Origin of the sequence: Okeania sp. KiyG1, from assembly GCF_014132355.1 — a bacterium.
Classification (GTDB): Bacteria; Cyanobacteriota; Cyanobacteriia; order Cyanobacteriales; family Microcoleaceae; genus Okeania.
In genome coordinates, this window is record NZ_BLZO01000069.1 from 70,992 (window position 1) to 88,541 (window position 17,550).

20 protein-coding genes are annotated in these 17,550 nt (G+C 33.4%); 14 read left to right on the plus strand and 6 right to left on the minus strand.

The features are described from left to right. Positions 1 to 55: 55 nt before the first annotated feature. Both SAGCYANO_RS14470 and SAGCYANO_RS14475 read right to left on the minus strand, forming a co-directional pair. Positions 56 to 835, minus strand: a complete 780-nt coding sequence (locus SAGCYANO_RS14470) for a hypothetical protein (protein WP_202220716.1) — start codon at positions 833 to 835, stop codon at positions 56 to 58. Between the two features lie 774 nt (positions 836 to 1,609). Continuing rightward, complete coding sequence (locus SAGCYANO_RS14475) at positions 1,610 to 2,545, minus strand: Npun_R2821/Npun_R2822 family protein (RefSeq protein ID WP_202220735.1); 936 nt, start codon at positions 2,543 to 2,545, stop codon at positions 1,610 to 1,612. Between the two features lie 90 nt (positions 2,546 to 2,635). Between SAGCYANO_RS14475 and SAGCYANO_RS14480 the strand changes: the two genes are divergently transcribed. Then, the gene (locus tag SAGCYANO_RS14480; RefSeq protein WP_202220717.1) at positions 2,636 to 2,974 is read left to right on the plus strand and encodes a hypothetical protein; all 339 of its coding nucleotides are present in this window, start codon (positions 2,636 to 2,638) and stop codon (positions 2,972 to 2,974) included. Between the two features lie 880 nt (positions 2,975 to 3,854). On the opposite strand, the gene SAGCYANO_RS14485 is transcribed toward SAGCYANO_RS14480, so the two are convergent. After that, positions 3,855 to 4,859 carry an Npun_R2821/Npun_R2822 family protein gene (locus SAGCYANO_RS14485; protein WP_202220718.1) on the minus strand — a complete coding sequence of 335 codons (1,005 nt, stop codon included), beginning with the start codon at positions 4,857 to 4,859 and terminating at the stop codon, positions 3,855 to 3,857. A 59-nt stretch (positions 4,860 to 4,918) separates the two neighbouring features. Here SAGCYANO_RS14485 and SAGCYANO_RS14490 point away from each other — a divergent pair, with 59 nt between their 5' ends. The 5 genes from SAGCYANO_RS14490 (at position 4,919) to SAGCYANO_RS14510 (ending at position 8,657) form a co-directional block, all read left to right on the plus strand. Beyond that, positions 4,919 to 5,287 (plus strand): hypothetical protein, encoded by a 369-nt coding sequence (locus SAGCYANO_RS14490; RefSeq protein WP_202220719.1) that lies wholly within the window; start codon positions 4,919 to 4,921, stop codon positions 5,285 to 5,287. After that, positions 5,272 to 5,871 carry a sulfotransferase gene (locus SAGCYANO_RS14495; protein ID WP_202220720.1) on the plus strand — a complete coding sequence of 200 codons (600 nt, stop codon included), beginning with the start codon at positions 5,272 to 5,274 and terminating at the stop codon, positions 5,869 to 5,871. Before SAGCYANO_RS14490 ends, SAGCYANO_RS14495 begins: the two co-directional genes overlap by 16 nt. A 68-nt stretch (positions 5,872 to 5,939) precedes the next feature. Further along, positions 5,940 to 6,626 (plus strand): sulfotransferase family 2 domain-containing protein, encoded by a 687-nt coding sequence (locus SAGCYANO_RS14500; RefSeq protein WP_202220721.1) that lies wholly within the window; start codon positions 5,940 to 5,942, stop codon positions 6,624 to 6,626. Positions 6,627 to 6,670: 44 nt separating this feature from the next. Then, on the plus strand, positions 6,671 to 7,600 hold the full coding sequence (locus SAGCYANO_RS14505) for a sulfotransferase (RefSeq protein WP_202220722.1): 930 nt from the start codon (positions 6,671 to 6,673) through the stop codon (positions 7,598 to 7,600). A gap of 22 nt (positions 7,601 to 7,622) precedes the next feature. Further along, entirely contained in the window at positions 7,623 to 8,657 is a 1,035-nt protein-coding gene (locus SAGCYANO_RS14510; RefSeq protein WP_202220723.1) for a polysaccharide pyruvyl transferase family protein, read from the plus strand. A 64-nt stretch (positions 8,658 to 8,721) separates the two neighbouring features. On the opposite strand, the gene SAGCYANO_RS14515 is transcribed toward SAGCYANO_RS14510, so the two are convergent. The 3 genes from SAGCYANO_RS14515 to SAGCYANO_RS14525 form a co-directional block, all read right to left on the minus strand. After that, on the minus strand, positions 8,722 to 9,702 hold the full coding sequence (locus tag SAGCYANO_RS14515; RefSeq protein ID WP_202220724.1) for a hypothetical protein: 981 nt from the start codon (positions 9,700 to 9,702) through the stop codon (positions 8,722 to 8,724). A gap of 432 nt (positions 9,703 to 10,134) precedes the next feature. Next, the gene (locus SAGCYANO_RS14520; protein WP_237396170.1) at positions 10,135 to 10,896 is read right to left on the minus strand and encodes a sulfotransferase; all 762 of its coding nucleotides are present in this window, start codon (positions 10,894 to 10,896) and stop codon (positions 10,135 to 10,137) included. 351 nt (positions 10,897 to 11,247) lie between these two features. Further along, positions 11,248 to 12,342 (minus strand): glycosyltransferase family 4 protein, encoded by a 1,095-nt coding sequence (locus SAGCYANO_RS14525; protein WP_202220726.1) that lies wholly within the window; start codon positions 12,340 to 12,342, stop codon positions 11,248 to 11,250. A 1,128-nt stretch (positions 12,343 to 13,470) separates the two neighbouring features. Between SAGCYANO_RS14525 and SAGCYANO_RS14530 the strand changes: the two genes are divergently transcribed. The 8 genes from SAGCYANO_RS14530 to SAGCYANO_RS14545 all read left to right on the plus strand — a co-directional run bounded on the left by SAGCYANO_RS14530 (position 13,471) and on the right by SAGCYANO_RS14545 (position 17,322). After that, positions 13,471 to 14,469 (plus strand): hypothetical protein, encoded by a 999-nt coding sequence (locus SAGCYANO_RS14530; RefSeq protein WP_202220727.1) that lies wholly within the window; start codon positions 13,471 to 13,473, stop codon positions 14,467 to 14,469. Positions 14,470 to 14,922: 453 nt separating this feature from the next. After that, positions 14,923 to 15,279 (plus strand): RNA-guided endonuclease InsQ/TnpB family protein, encoded by a 357-nt coding sequence (locus SAGCYANO_RS50300; RefSeq protein WP_375339928.1) that lies wholly within the window; start codon positions 14,923 to 14,925, stop codon positions 15,277 to 15,279. 8 nt (positions 15,280 to 15,287) lie between these two features. Beyond that, positions 15,288 to 15,512: a hypothetical protein gene (locus SAGCYANO_RS50305; protein ID WP_375339929.1), complete on the plus strand. Its 225-nt coding sequence runs from the start codon at positions 15,288 to 15,290 to the stop codon at positions 15,510 to 15,512. Between the two features lie 54 nt (positions 15,513 to 15,566). After that, positions 15,567 to 15,755 (plus strand): transposase, encoded by a 189-nt coding sequence (locus tag SAGCYANO_RS50310; protein ID WP_375339932.1) that lies wholly within the window; start codon positions 15,567 to 15,569, stop codon positions 15,753 to 15,755. Then, positions 15,749 to 15,940: a hypothetical protein gene (locus SAGCYANO_RS50315; RefSeq protein ID WP_375339930.1), complete on the plus strand. Its 192-nt coding sequence runs from the start codon at positions 15,749 to 15,751 to the stop codon at positions 15,938 to 15,940. Before SAGCYANO_RS50310 ends, SAGCYANO_RS50315 begins: the two co-directional genes overlap by 7 nt. A 2-nt stretch (positions 15,941 to 15,942) precedes the next feature. Beyond that, positions 15,943 to 16,089 (plus strand): zinc ribbon domain-containing protein, encoded by a 147-nt coding sequence (locus tag SAGCYANO_RS50320; protein ID WP_375339931.1) that lies wholly within the window; start codon positions 15,943 to 15,945, stop codon positions 16,087 to 16,089. A 130-nt stretch (positions 16,090 to 16,219) separates the two neighbouring features. Next, positions 16,220 to 16,717 (plus strand): hypothetical protein, encoded by a 498-nt coding sequence (locus tag SAGCYANO_RS14540; RefSeq protein WP_202220728.1) that lies wholly within the window; start codon positions 16,220 to 16,222, stop codon positions 16,715 to 16,717. A gap of 110 nt (positions 16,718 to 16,827) precedes the next feature. Further along, the gene (locus tag SAGCYANO_RS14545; protein ID WP_237396172.1) at positions 16,828 to 17,322 is read left to right on the plus strand and encodes a hypothetical protein; all 495 of its coding nucleotides are present in this window, start codon (positions 16,828 to 16,830) and stop codon (positions 17,320 to 17,322) included. Positions 17,323 to 17,550 lie beyond the last annotated feature (228 nt).

The window sequence follows — 17,550 nt, forward strand, 5'->3', positions numbered from 1 at the left end:
TGTATACTAATTTCATCAACTTATGCTACACCACCTAAGTCTTACTGAAAAGTCCTCACCGATAATAAAATTCAAAATCTCTTAAAGCCATTATCCTAGTTTTATTAAGACGATAATGATAACCCATTCTCTTTTGTAGTTTATTCCAAAAAGTTGCTTTTGGTTTACTCCGAGAAGCATCCCAGTGCTGAGTCACTCCAGTAATTTTTTCCCACGCTTCACTATTAATAACCCATCCTACTTTTGCAGCAGCTAACCCCATTAAACTACCTTCTCCAGCGTGCATTCCTTTTAATTCTGCATACCGAGAAACTTTCCCCCAAGTTTCCAAAAATGCTATTTCCTTACCATTATCTCTAAAAATAATAAATAAAGATTCCCCTATCCAACTAGAATTATTAAATGAATCATCAGAAATATTTAGCTTATCTGCCAATTTTTTCAATATTGGTAAACTAGAAGCTCGATATTTTGAAACGTGTTCTACTAAGTTTTTATGGCGTCCAGTTAACCCAGGTTTCCATTCAATATCTTCTGGTAATGATTCTAAAATTCTAGTATCGGCATCTATATATATAGCTACTGGAAATAATGATATTGCTTTCTGGCAGAGAAATCTTTTATCGTTATAACAATGTAGAATTCCTTGCTGATAATGTTTAAAAGCCATTACATTTTTATAGCTACTAAAATCATCAGGTTTCTCTGTATAAATTACCAGTGAAGTTCCTGGAGCATTAGTTTCCAAATCTTTAGCTAACTCCTTGGCTATATCGCGATATCTTTGCCCTAGTGCCAAAGTACAAAAACAAAATTTTTTTTGTTCGGCGGTCATATTTTCACCTAGAAATTTTAACGATAAAAAATGCTGAAAATTATTTGATTTGAAGAAGTGACAAAATTAGGAAATAATTTTGAATATAACAAGGATACTAACTCAAAAATATCTTGAATAAATCCTAGAATAGAAATTTATATACCAATTCCCATCTCATCTCTGAGTGAGGTACAAAATTTCTTTGTTTGAGGAAGTAATGAGTAGTAAATCTGGTTCCAGGGAATATAAAATCAACTAACAAAACAGTACTTAAGTAACTTGAAAAATGGTTTATATACCAATTGTTATTAAAAGTAAGGGGCAAAAAAATATAGGTTTTAGGAAATAGCTCATCTAGGAAAAGGTAACAGGGAAAAAATACAAGTGTAAATCATGTTTCTAGATAAACTCTATATTTTTAATCTTTCAAGTTTTTCTAAATCTGAATTATCAATATATCCCTGTTGAAAAAAAATTTTGTGCCTTCTTTATTTAACTTTTTTGATTTACTACTCTATATCTTTAAGGGGAAATTTATTTTAGGGATGGTTTTTTTCTGACTCCAAATCATCTGAAATATATTAAAAATTATTCTTCTGTCTTTATGACCAAGAAATAAGGTCTCAAGCTTCCCCTTTGAAAGGAATAAAAAAGGAATTTTCAGATTTCAACCTTCGCCTTGAGTCGGAAGTACTGTTTCGCTTCGCGACATGAATGCGGAGCATTCTGTAGGATACCTCCTCTAAGAGAGGCAACTCCTAGGTCGGAGGCTAACTGATAACTGAAATGACCCTAACTTTTCTTAATTTGCCGAACTATATTTTTGACTCGATCAATAAATTTTTCTCTTGGACTTTTTTCCTTTTCAGTTTTCTGAGGATAGTAAGTAGGTTTAGCTTCGCCCAGATATCGATAATGCTCCCAAATATCCCAATAAGGGCATCCTGGTTCAATCCGAAAACCTGCCCAATGTAAATATTGTACGGGTTTACCTACTTTAGGGTCAATCAAGCGATCGCCTTCCTGTTGAAAATGGGGACTACCTGCCCAACTTCCGGGACCTTTGCCTTCTGGCCGTCTAACTAGATTCAATCGCCGAGAAATATGTTTTAATACTATATAGTTAAAAATGGGCTGGTCTGTGGTTTTTTCAGAAAAGTCGAAATACTCGGTATGAGCAGCACATTCGGCAAAGGTTTCATATAGTTCATTTTCTGTAAATAGGTTTTTCTTTGACGCCCACCACCCACTATTAAATACATCTTTAAGTTGTTCTTCAGTGAAGATTTTATTTTCTAGAACTTTGGATGTAAAGACATTTTTTATTCCACTTAAATATTGATAGTCGCAACACAGAAAGTCATTATCTTCCAGATATTTGAGATTGTCAGCAATTTTTTCAAAGACAACAATATCAACATCAATATAGAGAAATTCATCGAAAGGTCCGAACCAACAAGCTTGTTTTTTTTGTTTGTTAGGAGTATTGAAAAAACCTTGACCAAAAATGTTATATAAATTGTTGCAGAGATTATCTACAAATTCTAAATCTGGATAAATTTCTACACCATATTTACTCGTAACTATTTCTTCTACCTGCTGATAATTTTCATCAAAAGGTATCATGATAATTGGAGTATCAGTGTCATATAATCGGATACTTTTCAGCAGAGCGATCGTATTATCAAGCACTTTATCATTGGCGACAATATAAATTCCTTTCATGATTTTTTCCTTAGTTATTTCTCTCCAATTTTTGGCAGATTTTAGTGATTATATTTACTGGGAAATTCTCTGATTTTTATTTTCCTACAAATTTTGATTTTTTGGGGAAAGAATCATCAAAAATTCCTTTCATATTGTTTATCTGGATTTTTACCTAGTTTTTGGCAAATTTTAGTGATTATATTTACTGCCAGATTATCGAATTTTAGTCTCCCTATAAATTTGGTTTGTTCGGGAAATCATCATCAGAAATTGAAGACTTTTCCACAAATGGATAGTTTGAGCGATCGCCCAGTAGTTGACGACCATATAAATGCTTTTTATCTTTTTTTCCTTAGTTATTTCTCTCCAATTTTTGGCAGATTTTCATCATTATATTTACTGGCAGATTCTCAAATTTTAACTAACCAGTATATTTTAGTAATTTTCTGAAATAAATTATCAGAAATATCAGACTTTTCTAAAAATGGATTGCTTGAGCGGTTGCCCAATAGTTAGCAATAATATAAATGCCTTTCATCTTTTTTCCTTAGCTATTTTAACTCTGTTTTTGGCAGATTTTAGTCATTACATTTACTGGCGGATTATCGGATTCTAGTTCCCCTGTATATTTTAGTGATTTTCGGGAATCAATTATCAGAAATTGAACATCCACAAATGGATAATTTTAGCGATCGCCCTGTAGTTTACGACAACATAAATAGATGCTTTTTATCTTTTTTTCCTTAGTTATTTCTCTCCAATTTTTGGCAGATTTTCATCATTATATTTACTGGCATATTCTCAAATTTTAACTAACCAGTAAATTTTAGTAATTTTCGGGAATAAATCATCAGAAATTGAACAGTTTTCCACAAATGGATAGTTTGAGCATTCCCCCTGTAGTTAGCAATAATATAAATGCCTTTCGTCTTTTTCCCTTAGCTATTTTAATCCTGTTTTTGGCAGATTTTAGTCATTACATTTACTGGCGGATTATCGGATTCTAGTTGCCCTGTATATTTTAGCGATTTTCGGGAAATCATCATCAGAAATTTAACATTCACAAATGGATAATTTTAGCGATCGCCCTGTAGTTTACGACAACATAAATAGATGCTTTTTATCTTTTTTTTCCTTAGTTATTTCTCTCCATTTTTTGGCAGATTTCAATCATTATATTTACTGGCATATTTTCAAATTTTAACTAACCAGTGAATTTGAGTAATTTTCGGGAATAAATTATCAGAAATTGAACAGTTTTCCACAAATGGATAGTTTGACCGTCTCCCTGTTTCTTATCTACCATATAAATTTATTTTATCTTTTTTATTTAACTATTTAAACCCAGTTTTTTGAAGATTTTAGTCATTATGTTTACTGGCGGATTATAAGGTTCTGGTTTGCCAGTAAATTTTGGTCTTTTATCTGGTTCATGGAGATAACGATAGTGGAGAAAAATATCTCGATAAGGAAAATCTAAATTTTCTCCCTGACAAAGCCTAGCAAACCTTTTAGAAGAAACTCCAATATAATGAAGATATGTCAGTCTTTCTCCTTTATCATATAATACATTGTCCCTTTCTTCAAAATGAGGCGATGTTACAGAACAACCTGTTCTTTTTTCTGGTGGTAAATCAAGACCAAAATTATAAACAGGAATATCCAATCGCATTTTCATATAGTTGAGTAAAGATTGGTTTGGAGCGGATGTATATAAAACTTCTCCTTCTCCAGAGTTAAGCTTTTCTACTAGAAACTGTCTTTGAGTTTCCGAGAATAAACCTCTTTTTCCTGCATAAAATCCCGCACAAAAAATTTCAGACTTAATCCGTGACTCTGGAAAAACATCAAACAGTTTAGACGACTCTAAATTAAAAATATGGGAGGGGTCTTTATACTGAAAATCATAGACAACAAAATCATCCTTATCCAACTGTTCAAAAATATATTCAACAGAATTAAGTACCAGAATATCTGCATCAAAATACATAAACTTTTCAAAAGGAGCTTGAGAGTCAAAGCCACAATATCTACGATTCATGCCAATTCGATTTACTCCCTTAATCCCTTTTTCTGCCCACATACTCAAAGCATTTGGATGACCTTTCCAAGCTTGGTAAGAAAATTCTTCCCAGGGGGCAAATATTTCTGGATTGTCTAAAAATTGGACATTATTTCGCTTTTCTATATCAGCTTGGACTTTTCCCGTGCGATCGTCATAAGCAATAACACAAACTGGAGTATCAGTACCAACATTGACCTCAATACTATTGAGTAGAGCTACCAGTTGATCGAAGACAACATCATTTGCTACAGTGTATATACCGTTAGTCATAGAAGTTAAATTGAATCACTGCTTTTGATTATATCAAGTTCAACACTCATCACAAACTATTGTTATTTATTTTTGTGTTTATAGGAATAATTATTTATGCAGAAAAAGTCATATTTATCATGTCAAGTGGGCATTCTGGTTCTAGTCTTTTATCACTAATTTTAGGAAGTCATCCAGACTGTTTTTCCGCAGGTGAATTAGTCGGTCTTCCCAATCGTTATCGTCAGCAAAAACCTATTGATTGTGTGAATAAGACATCTGAATTTTGGGAAAAAACTTTTGGAGAAAAAGGACTATATGAGTTGGCTAGTGTTCTAGGAAATACTCGTTTAAATAAGAATATTCCTTTAAAGTTTGAGAAAAAATTAGACAAATATTCAACAAAGATGAGATTTTTAATCCTTATTCTTTTATGTTTTCCAAGTTAGAGAATAAAAGCGTTATTATTGATGCTAGTAAAGCTTATCCTTGGATTGGAGAAAAAATTCAAGCTGAAGAATTTACATCAGGAAAAGTAGAAGCATATTTAATTCATTTAGTTCGTGATGGTAGAGCTGTTGTTAACTCTTACTCCAGAAAATATCCTCATTGGGATATGGCTAAGGTAGCAACAGAATGGGTAGAAAAAAGTAAACTAAGGAATGATTTTTTTGAAAAATTTAATCCTGAGAAAAGAATTGAGATTGCTTATGAAAAATTAGCGAGTAATCCTCATCAAACTGTTGAAAGGATTTGTGATTTTGTAGGTATAAATTTTGTTCCTTCCATGATAGAGTATTGGCAATACGATCATTATGATATTTCTGGTAATGAAGGTACTTATTCTCTAATTCGTCGCTATCGAGAGCAGGTAATAGAAAATAAAGTAGAGAAAATCAATGACGATTACTATAGCAATGTAGATATAGCTATAAAGTTAGATTTACGCTGGCAAAGAGAGCTAGCACCAGAAAAACTAGAAATATTTGAGCGTATTGCCGGAGAAGCTAACAAACCTTTTGAGTGGAATTAAAAGTCAAAATATTTTTTGTTACTTAAACAATAATAATTAAATAACCTCATAACTAAGAAACAATCAAAATGCTAATATCTCACAAACATAAATTTATTTTTGTTCATGTACAAAAAACAGCAGGACAAAGTGTCACAGAGACTTTAAAAAAAAATGTACCTGACTTAGAAAAACTTGTTACTCAGCATAAACATGGTTCTGCCATAACAGGTAGAGATATATTGGGAGTTGATAAATGGAATGAATACTATAAATTTGCTTTTGTGAGAAATCCTTGGGATAGATTAGTATCTTGGTACAGCATGATTTTAGGAATTTGTTTAGACGAAAAAATGAGCCAAAATTACTCCAATTATAATTTATGGCACAAAGTTGTTAGAAACTACAGAAAATACCGATATCTTAATCGTCCACATAACAGTAAATTTTATTCTTATGTCTTGAAAAACTGCAATAGCTTTGAAGATTTTATCAAAAATAGTCATAGAGACAATATGAAAAATATGAGGAATCAATTAGACTATTTAGTAGATGAAGAGGGCAATATAATAGTAGATTTTATTGGTAAGTTTGAATCTTTAGGGGATGATTTTAATCAACTTAAGAGTAACTTAAATTTGCCACATATGGAATTACCTCATGTTACACATAAATCCAAACACAGGAATTATCAAGAATATTATAATGATGAAATTCGTGAAATAGTTCAAGAAAGATATCATCAAGATATTAAGTATTTTAATTACAATTTTTAAGTTTTTGTTTCATTATAAAAAGTCAGGAAATGAATGAGGAGTAAATGACTAAAAAAGTTGTATCTATTATAGGTAGTGGTAGAACAGGTTCAACATTATTGATGTTGATTTTGGGCAGTCACCCTGAATGTTTTGCACTAGGAGAAATTAGTAAATTATATCGATATTATAAAAAAAAGCAAGCTCTTTGTGGTATATGTTTGGGTACTTGCTCATTCTGGGAACAACAATTTACTAAAACAGAACTAGACAGATTAACTGCGGTTTTAGGTAAAACCCGATTAAATCCATTAATTCCTCTTCAGCTAGAAAAAAAAGTTAGAGAAATATTCCATCTAGATGGAGTATTTAATGCTTACTCATCAATTTTTGAGAAACTATCTAAAACAGTTTTAATCGATTCGAGTAAAGAAGTTGATTGGGTGAAAGAACGATATAAAGCTAAAGAGTTTACTGCGGGAAAAATTCAAAATTATCTCATTCACATGGTTCGTGATGGTAGAGCTACTATGAGTTCAAAATTGAGAATTACTCCTGGACTTACAGCTACGGAATTTAGTCATCAGTGGGCTAAAAGAATTAAAGAAACTAATGAATTTTTTGATAAGTTTCCTTCTGAACGGAAAATGGTTATTCGTTATGAAAAATTTATCACAGAAAATCAGGAAACTTTACAAAGTTTATGTCAGCTTTTACAGATAAAATATGTGCCAGAAATGGCTCAATATTGGAAACATGACCACCATCCTATTGCTGGAAATACAGGAACTCGTTCCTTGATTTTAAAGTATAGAAATGAAGAAGCTACCGCAGTTCAAAATCAGGTGCAACAACGTCAGGGAAACTATTATGACAATATGGGTTTGAAGTTAAAGTTAGATTTACGATGGAAGAACGAGTTATCATCAGAAAAACTAGAAGTATTTCAGCGTATTGCGGGGGAATTTAACAAACCTTTTGAGTGGAATAAATAATTATCAAAGGAGATTTAATTTTATGTACTCTGCGTTAAAATATGAACAAGGTAAATCCAGTGGTGGAACTGTAAATGTTGGAGACATGATTCAAACATTGGCCGCAGTACAGTATCTGCCTAAAATTGATTATTATCTTGAAAGGCGACAAGGAAAAAATATATCTAATGATTTACCAGATTCTTTTTGTATTATGAATGGGTGGTATAGTTTAGGAATGCTACCTCCACCACCTAACATTACTCCTTTTTACATTTCAATTCACATTAAGACTCCAGAAATGTTAACGGATGAAGTTGTTAAGCATTTAAAAGAACATCAACCTATTGGTTGTCGCGATCGCTCAACATTAAATTTACTAAAGTCTTATGATATAGATTCATATTATTCTGGATGTTTAACTTTAAGTTTTCCAACTATCAAAGAAAAAACTACAGGCAAAATTTATATAGTTAATCTTGATGAAAGAGGATTAAAGCTTTTACCTGAAGAGATCAAAGAAAAAGCCATCCATGTTGATTATATAACTTATCGAGATTTATTGACTCTAATGAAAGTAAAAAAGGGTAAGATTTTACGTCCAATTGAAGGTGGAATTGAGCGTTTCCAAGAAATTTTAGAAATACCACAAATTTTTATCAACTCAGAATTTAGTTCTCTTTTCCCTAAAATTTGGACGGATAAAGAGCTGGAAAATCTTATTCATCTTTTTAAAGCTCGTTCACTTCTAAAAATGTACAGTAAAGCTAGTTTAGTAATTACTAATAGATTACATTGTGCATCTCCATGTCTTGCTCTGGGAACACCAGTAGTATTTATACCAAGAAAAAAACATCTATCAGGTGATTCTCGCTTTGAAACTGTTGGCCGTTATATTCCATTGAATATGGAAGCAGAAAAATCCTCTAATATAGACTGGAACCCTCAACCAGTTAATGTTGAAAATCACAAACTATTTTTAAGAATGCTTTGCCAAAAAGCAGTGGAGATGGGTGAAAATCCCCTGAAGAAAATTCCTTTAACTCAATTTTATGAAGATAGCGGTTGGAAGAGTTAGTTTGAAGTTTGAGAATGCTATTTTTGAGGTATAAAAATAACTGTTACTACAATTGTTTTTTGTCCTACTTAAAAAAGGAATAAATACGGTTATAAGTAGCATCTACTTTTATTTGGAAATAACAAACCTGTAAATATAATTGTTGCCTCCACAGATAGGAACTACACCATTCCTGATACTTAGGTATAGCCGCATCAGTTAGAAAACTACGCCATTGCCTAACAACATTTTGAGGTTCAATTTCTTGCCCACGAACTTTACCATTTTCTCTAACTTTTTCACACAACTTAGGATTATCCCTCAGACGCTTCAAAACATTAATAGCATCTTCAACTGAACTAACTTCAAAATAGTCAAACTCGCTTTTCCGTTCTGAGTGAAAAGCTGATTCTTTTCCTAAAATTGCAGGTACTCCAGCTTGCCAAGCATTATAAAGTTTAGTCGCTGGTTTTTGAGTATAATCTTGCTGTTGAAAATTACGAACAGCCACAACAGCATCAATATTACTATAATCATACCAGCGATTTCTGGGAATAATTTGCCAATTCAATCCTAATTCTTCTAATTGTTTCGACCAAGAAGCAGCTTTTAATTCTGGCGCTAAATTAGAATTAATACCAAAATAACCAATATTCTCAAAGCGATCGCCCCTTTCAGGATGACGAGGAATTAATCCTGGTTGTCTCCATAGAGGAATATAGTAACTATTTCTGAAATTTTTGGCATCTTGAGGATTTTGAACTACTTGCAACTGAGCATAAGGATGAGGATTTCGATCTGGTTTAATACAGACCATTAAAACCTTTGACGTTGGTCTTAGTTCATAGTCAAAAGAATCTCGATGAGCTATTACAATTCCTTCGTCTGGCATAGTTCCTACTAAGGTACAAGGAAAACCATCTGCTTTAAGGTAAAGATAGGTTTGTAAAGTCCAACAGTATATCCCTCTGCCAAATTCTTCCCAATAAACATCTGGTTTATTTGGCATATCATTCCGCCAGTTTTCTTGGGGAAGATAAAAATATATTGGGGGTAAATCTGTCATTTCAGTTATCAGTTATCAGTTATCAGTTATCAGTTATAACTACCTCTAACAAGTAGGCAGCTTTGAGACTTTATTTATTTGGTCATATTAAAAAATTCATCTTTGATTTACCGAAAAATCAAGGTATAAAGCCTCTCCATTCATGGATAAAAAAGCGGTCGAGGGATGGCGAGGAAACCTGCGCCATATCCAATTGACCAAGAGAAGAAAAAAAATCCTTTTAGTCAATCCTCTTCTCAGAAAGAATAGGTAATTATTAATTATTAATTATTAATTATTAATTATTGAACTAAACTTCTAACCATTTTGACAAATCTCTGCCGATTAAATCCTGAAGTTTTAATATATCTTCCCGATAATCAGCAATTAATTGCTTTCTGATTTTTGGAGATAATTTTGGTTTACCTAAATTCTTCTTTTTGAGAACCCCTGCTATTTTTTCCGCATTCCCATTGGCATAAATAATTTCAAACTATCTTTAATTGGATTCGGACGATTTAGTAAAGTATTAAGAGTTTGATTTTTGGCTACATTCGTAGGATTATGTACTTTAGCCACATTTAAAATAAAAGTATCATCTACTCCCAAAAATTTAAAGATATCTTGAGTTAAAGCAATAGGGTCTTTTCTAATATCCTCATACAGACAAACCTTAATTTGATTAGCAGGAAAAAGATCGAAATAACGCTTGAGTTGGAGATAATAAAAACCTCGACGTTTATGATGCCATTGAAAACTCCAATTATTCTCTACTCGCCAATCTTCTTGTTCTAATGTTTTCTTAAAATCAGGTTCCGGTTCTCTACCATTACTTAGGGAAAATAAAAAGTGAGAAAAAGCTCTTTCTGCTGGGTCTCTAAGAATAGCAATTATTTTAGCATCAGGTATATAGTTATGTATTCGTTGTGGTGCTTTTTCACTATATATATATGAAGTAGAAGCTTCCCCAATTGCTATTTCATCTGTCACTTCAGCAAACAACTCTTGGTAGCTTTCTAAATCTGTAATTGCATTCCCCATAAAATGAATACCATTAGGACCAATTCGCTCTTTACTTTCTCCTTCTAAAGTAAAAAAATCTGGTTCTTTTTGGTCTCTAGAAGCTGGCATATAAATTTGAGGATGTTGCTTCAGATAATAATAAAGAGAAGAAGTACCAGACTTAGCAGCACCGATTAATAAAAAATTTGGCATTGTCATTTCAGTTATCAGTTATCAGTTATCAGTTATCAGTTATCAGTTATCAGTTATCAGTTATCAGTTATCAGTTATCAGTTATCAGTTATTAGTTATTAGTTATTAGTTATTACTACCAACCTTTGAAGCATAAAGCTTGAAATACCTATGGCGAATATTTTTTTCATCCCCTATCGAAGGCTATAGTTTATAAACATCTTTACTTAACATAAAAGTTGAGAGAGAAAAGTAGAGAAGTTTTGTATTTGCCATTCAATTGATATTTCAGGAGAGTAAACGTATTTAATTAAAAACTTTTCTCCCCCACCTCCCCATCACCCCATCACCCCATCTATTTTTAATACCTCCCTATGATATTTCAGCTAACCACAATTTAGCTACATTTTCCCAGGTTTCATCTTTCACTAACTCAACATTTTTTTCTCGGAGTTCTTGAATTTGTTCTGGGTTTCTGAGCAATTCTACTATTTTATAAGCCAGTGCTTCTTGAGTTTCTTTTTCGTAAGGATGACCGGGGACTTTAACACAATAATTTTTGTCTGTTAATCCTGCATAATCGGTTGTTACTGGTACAGATCCTACTAGGGCAGATTCTCTAACTGTATTACAATCTAATTCTTGAAAAGTACAACCATAATAATGAATAGATGAAGTAGATTTTTCTTGCATTAGTTGTTCTCGCCCTATTTTCCCTCGTTCAGTTACTCCTGGTTGTGCCATTAATTTCAACATTTTTTCTTTCCAATCTGCCTCGACTTTACTACTCCAACCATAGTAAATATTCAACTCTGCTGACGGAATTTCTTTGTTAATAATCGGCCAGCCAAACTCTAACATTCTTTCTAACCCTCTAATATAATTAGAAGCGTAAATAATTTTGTTAGAGTCTTTAGAATTTTCATAGAGCGAGGAGAAAGATGGTTCTATTCCATTTGGGATAATAGCAATTTTATTGTCAGGTATTTCTGGAAGTAATGAACGGTGATAATTGTTCTTGCAGAAAATTTTATCGTAGTGTTTTAATTTTTCATAAGTTACTTCTCTAGGCAACAATACCGAACCTAAATCTAACCATACTCTTTTAGATTTAATGGGAAACTTAATTCTCCAGGCAAATTGCCACATAATTAGAGTATCAAAACTATCGTAAGGATTAAATTTTGAATAGTGATGATATTCTACTCCATCATAGACACCTTCTTTTTTACCACAGTTATTATAGACAGCAACTTTATAACCTAACTTTACCCATTCTCTGCCTAGAAAAACAATTCTGGCATCAGCACCTCCTAGTCCTGTTTTTAAACTTTCTGGAGACCATTCATAAGGAGTTTCACCAGTGTAGTAAACAATAGAATTTTCTGACCATACTTTAGGTGTTATTCTTTGTTTTAAAGTAGTTAATTTAGAATTAAAACTATAGAGTAGTTTCTTAGTCGCCACAGTTGAATTACTCCCAGTATATTTTTGATTTTCCTTGTTACTAGACAGTGCAAAGTTCTAGGAATAACTATTGCTAGCTAAGGCTTTCAGCTATCTAAAGGTTAGAAACTTTCTATTCAGACTTGTAGGTGCTGTAAGCCTTTTCCAGTAATACTTTTAGTCTTGAAAGCTAATCATTCTTTAGAAGAACTTTGTACTCTCCAGCTTGTTATTTTAACTATAAATATTTTCTCGAATCGGGATGATATTTAGTATTAGTAGTATTCAGAGGTTTCTGGCGATCGCCAAGACATCTCCCCAATTCATATAATTAAAAATCATTTCTTCTATTGATGATAGTCTCTGTTATTTTTCACTAAACATCTACAACAGAAGCAATCAACTATTAACTATAATAGACTCTCCCAAAGTAAATTTATTAACATTATTAATACCTCAAATATTTCTTTCCTTGTTGTCTATTACTTCAAATTCAAAATAATTATTGACATACACATTATACTATCTTAGCAAACTTAGAGTAAACCTTGATAACTAGATAATTTGTCTTAGAACTTAATTCATCTATATTGTCGTCGCACAAATCCCTCTTTTAAAGTAGCTAAACTTTCTATTTTATTAGCATATTTTTCTTAATTACTGTATATCAAAAATCAGGTATGCCTCTGTATCTTGGATAATTTCCTCTTGAACATTTCGCTATAAGTCTTGTGTTTGTGCAGCAGTCCGCAGGAAAATTAAAGATTCTATTCTTAAATAATGATTAAGTAGGTAGGCACGAAAAATTTTAACTATCAGGACTTAAGCAGAGACCCTACAGATAGGGAGGGTGAATGCCATTATACCCTACAGATAGTACTTTCAAGGTTAATTTGCGTAAGTCCTGACTATATTAATATTAATAATTGTAAACTCACTCCCAGCTCCTCCAACTCCTACAAACAGTTGAGTTGAGGGTTATTTACATATTTTACATAGGGACAAGTTTTAACGCCTACTTAATATGTTATAGTTCTGTCTAAGTAATTTCCACATTAGTTATAGTACAATTTGCGCAAAAAATAAGTAAATATTGGTATGGAATTAATATCAATAGTAAAAAACTGATACCTTGGAGGTAAAAAAAAGATGCAGTTAATAGATAAACCACAAGTAATTGAACGTGGTAGTAAGGAATCATTAAAGCTATCTAACACCTGTTCTTTCTCGATGTTGGTAGCAAGAACAGACATACCTTTTATGATGCATACAATTCCTCATCTAGTTAGAATGAGTAATTTTAATTTTACTCAAAAAGTGCTGTTTATGGATACAGCACCTCTATCTGGAGATAAAGTTATGCGTCCTGGTGTTGGTACTCTAAGTGAACTTAGAGATTGCTGCAGGAAACTGATAAGTGAAGGTATTGTAGATCGAGTTGTGGAGATGAACTATGACCAAAATCATCAAAAACAAATGTACCAAAAGCATTTTGGTCATCGGATTAAACCCACCCATAACTATAAGGGTTATCCGATCTTGGGGTCAATTTCTCACATAGAATCTGTACCAGGAGATTATATGTTGCACTATGACAGTGATATGCTTCTACATCAACAACCAGATTATAATTGGATAGATGAAGGTATCAAGTTAATGGAGCAAAATCCGGAGATAATGGCAATTCGACCATTGACAGGGCCACCAACTGAAGATGGTACTATATACCAAAAAAATAATTCCCTAAAACCAGGAGTAGAAGGCTTCTATAAACTCAAATTTTTCAGCAGTAGGGTGTATCTGATTAACCGTAAACGCTTTGACAAGTTACTGCCATTGCCTATTTTGTGGCGTTCTTATAACAAAAAATCTCTTAATCGACTCCCACTAAACTTAAAAACCCTTTTAAATTACTATACTGGCAAAGGCAAGTTGGATTCTTGGGAAGTTATGGTATCCATGCAGTTAGAGAAAAGTGACTATGTACGAGCAACTATGAGTTCCCCCAAGGCGTGGACCATTCATCCTAAAGACCGAAGTCCAGAATTTATCAGAGCTTTGCCAAATATTATCGAAAAAATAGAGCAAGGATGGTACCCACCTGAGCAAGCTGGACACTATGATTTTATTTCCAAATATTGGCTCTGATTTAAGGGACTTGCGTTTAAATAAATTACCAATTAAATTAGGTGAGGCAAAACTAACAGATAAACTCAATTAAAAATTCTGAAAGAATATTTTGCCCACCTAGAAAACTCAACATTGGTACATTATTTTTTTGCTAATCCCTATGGAGCGATCGCTACTAGATAGGATAAATGGGTAATATTATAGAGGTTCCTGGAGGTCATCAATACATATCCTCCCATACATACAGCTAAAAATTATTTCTTCTATTGATGATAGTCTCTGTTGTTTTTCACTAAACATCTACAGATACAATCAATTATTAACTATACAGACTCTCCTAAAGTACATTTATCCAAATGTTGGCATTTATACCCGCGCTCTCCCGTAGGGGAGCGCCGTATGGGAATGCCAATCAATGTTGCGGCTTCACACAATCTGTTAAAATGTAAATGTTGAAAAATTTGGCAGCAGATGGTTGAAAAAGCGTACAAATTTAGATTTTACCCAACTCCGGAGCAGGAAAATCTGTTGCGGAGGACTTTGGGTTGTGTGCGCCTAATCTACAATAAGGCTTTAGCTGCTAGAACTCAAGCCTGGTATGAGAAAAAAGAGCAAGTAAGTTACAAGCAAACTTCAACCATGCTTACGAATTGGAAAAAGCAGGAAGATTTAGATTTTCTTGACAGAGTAAGTAGTGTGCCATTACAGCAAGGCTTAAGACATCTACAGACTGCTTTTACCAACTTTTTTAGTGGACGAGCTAAATATCCTAACTTCAAGAAAAAGCGTATGGGGTGGCAGTGCAGAATTTACAAAGTCTGCATTTAAGTGGAAAGATGGTCAAGTCTCAGATCGCTAAATGTGCTGAACCATTACCTATTAGATGGAGTAGGCAACTACCACTTGGTTGTGTACCAACTACAATTACAGTCAAACTTGACCCCAGTAGCAGATGGTCTATATCCTTGAGAGTCAACGACACTAGAAATTTATTACTCAAGCCAGTCAAAAAGCAAATAGGTATTGACGCGCGGAATTACCAGTTTAGTTACTACCAGTAATGGAGAAAAAATTTCTAACCCTAAGAATATAAACAAATTACACAAAAAGCTGAGATTAGCGGGAAGTCTCTATCGAGAAAAACCAAGGGATCTAATAACTATCAAAAGGCCAGACTGAAAGTAGCCAGGATACACGCCAAGATTAAAGATTCAAGAGGAGACTATACGCACAAACTGACAACCCAACTAATTAGAGAAAACCAAACGATAGTAGTTGAGGACTTGGCAGTAAAAATATGGTGAAAAATCACAAATTAGCTAGAGTAATATCAGATGCCAATTGGGGAGAATTAGTTAGGCAATTAGATTACAAAGCTGAGTGGTATGGTCGTCAATTAATCAAGATTGATAGATATTTTCCCAGTGCCTCTTTCAGAGGAGCTTTCCTATCGGAATGCTTCGCAAACGCTAACAAAGCGTTGTTCTAATTGTGGGCATTATAGTAGAAAAATTACCTTTAAATATTAGAGAGTGGGATTGCCCAGAGTGTGCAGCTCACCATGACCGGGACATAAACGCTTCGCTAAATATTTTTGCTGCGGGACTCGCAGTGTCAGTCTGTGGAGCGCGCCTTTAGACCCGAGGGGAGTAAATCCCGGAAGGCGGGTGCTAAGAAACAGAAAGTCTCTAACAGTGATGCTAGGGAATCCCGGGCTGTCTCCTAGAGCAGCGTCGGGAGAATGTCAAAGTTGATACTAGAGCATATTATGTTAACACCTATAAAAAAGTGGATTAAATCTCAAGTTCCCTTTGCTAATGACTTAACAAAAAAACTAACTGCTAAAAAATGGCCAGAAAAGTCAATTGTATATTATCTAGGAAAGCGTTTTTTAGTACTAGAATCCGATCTTAAAACTAAGGGTGCTAGTGGTTCGGATAGTGCAGTTTTCTTTTTGACTAGAGAATGGGTCAAGCAAGGCTATGATGTTACAGTTTTTACTAATTGTGAAGATAAAGAGGGTATTTATGGAGGAGTTAAGTATGTTAATTATGACAAAATTAACTGGTACGATACCTTTGATACTTTGATTATGTGGCGACATCCTAAGATGTTACCTACTTATGCTAAAGCTCAAAGAACCTGGTTTGATTGGCACGATATAATTACATTTGAACCTATATATTTAAAGCCGTATAATAAAATTTTTGTCAAAGTTATTACCAACGTAATTTATTACCAGACATACCTGATGATAAGTTCGTAGTTATTAATAATGGTGCAGATTCTACTGTTTCAGAACTTAGTAACAATCAAAAACAACCATATAGATTAGTATATGCTTCGAGGTATTATCGAGGTTTAGAATTCATGTTGATGTGGGGATGGCCGATTATTAAAAGAGAAATTCCAGAGGCAGAACTACATATTTATTATGGGTGGACGAAGCGTGACTATAGTGAAAAGTTAATACCTTGGAGGCAAAAAATGATGGAATTAATGGAGCAGCCAGGAGTAATTGAACATGGTATTGTAGGTCATAATCAATTAATGCATGAAAAATCTACTTCAGCTATTCATTATTATGGGTGTGCTTATGAAGAAATAGACTGTATTTCATTGCGGGAGTCGGCGATGGTAGGATGTGTTCCTGTCACTACTAATTATGCAGCAATTAAGGAGAAAGATTACTGTATAAAAGTGGATGGCGACCCCCAGGTAAAGGAAACTCAAGAGGCTTTAGCTTATAGAGTAGTTGAACTTTTAAAAAATCCTCAAGAGTTAGGGGAGATTAGGGGAAAAATCCAAGAATCTGTCAAGAATGAAATTTGGGAGCAGGTAGCACCATTGTGGTTGCAAAATATTGATTAAGTATGACTCAAATAAACTCTAGCGCCGCTACGCGGAAGTTAAAGGTTAAAAGTCAAAAGTTAAAAGTATTTATTTGTAGTTGGGTGTATCTCATATTTGCAAAAATACTTTTTTCTTATTTATTCCCTGTTGCCTATTGCCTTCCGAAGCTGTTGCCTAAAAGCGATAAATTTTTTGCTTTATTCAAAATTTAGATGCACCCTTGTAGTTGTTTTAGGATTTTGTAAC

Coding starts and splice junctions, on each gene's coding strand:
- SAGCYANO_RS14485 (WP_202220718.1), bottom strand. CDS start 4,859: ATGACTAACGGTATATACACTGTAGCAAATGATGTTGTCTTCGATCAA.
- SAGCYANO_RS14520 (WP_237396170.1), bottom strand. CDS start 10,896: ATGCCAAATTTTTTATTAATCGGTGCTGCTAAGTCTGGTACTTCTTCT.
- SAGCYANO_RS50305 (WP_375339929.1), top strand. CDS start 15,288: ATGGTCAAGTCTCAGATCGCTAAATGTGCTGAACCATTACCTATTAGA.
- SAGCYANO_RS14545 (WP_237396172.1), top strand. CDS start 16,828: ATGTGGGGATGGCCGATTATTAAAAGAGAAATTCCAGAGGCAGAACTA.
- SAGCYANO_RS50300 (WP_375339928.1), top strand. CDS start 14,923: ATGGTTGAAAAAGCGTACAAATTTAGATTTTACCCAACTCCGGAGCAG.
- SAGCYANO_RS14540 (WP_202220728.1), top strand. CDS start 16,220: ATGTTAACACCTATAAAAAAGTGGATTAAATCTCAAGTTCCCTTTGCT.
- SAGCYANO_RS50315 (WP_375339930.1), top strand. CDS start 15,749: ATGGTGAAAAATCACAAATTAGCTAGAGTAATATCAGATGCCAATTGG.
- SAGCYANO_RS14470 (WP_202220716.1), bottom strand. CDS start 835: ATGACCGCCGAACAAAAAAAATTTTGTTTTTGTACTTTGGCACTAGGG.
- SAGCYANO_RS14510 (WP_202220723.1), top strand. CDS start 7,623: ATGTACTCTGCGTTAAAATATGAACAAGGTAAATCCAGTGGTGGAACT.
- SAGCYANO_RS14530 (WP_202220727.1), top strand. CDS start 13,471: ATGCAGTTAATAGATAAACCACAAGTAATTGAACGTGGTAGTAAGGAA.
- SAGCYANO_RS14515 (WP_202220724.1), bottom strand. CDS start 9,702: ATGACAGATTTACCCCCAATATATTTTTATCTTCCCCAAGAAAACTGG.
- SAGCYANO_RS14500 (WP_202220721.1), top strand. CDS start 5,940: ATGCTAATATCTCACAAACATAAATTTATTTTTGTTCATGTACAAAAA.
- SAGCYANO_RS14505 (WP_202220722.1), top strand. CDS start 6,671: ATGACTAAAAAAGTTGTATCTATTATAGGTAGTGGTAGAACAGGTTCA.
- SAGCYANO_RS14495 (WP_202220720.1), top strand. CDS start 5,272: ATGTTTTCCAAGTTAGAGAATAAAAGCGTTATTATTGATGCTAGTAAA.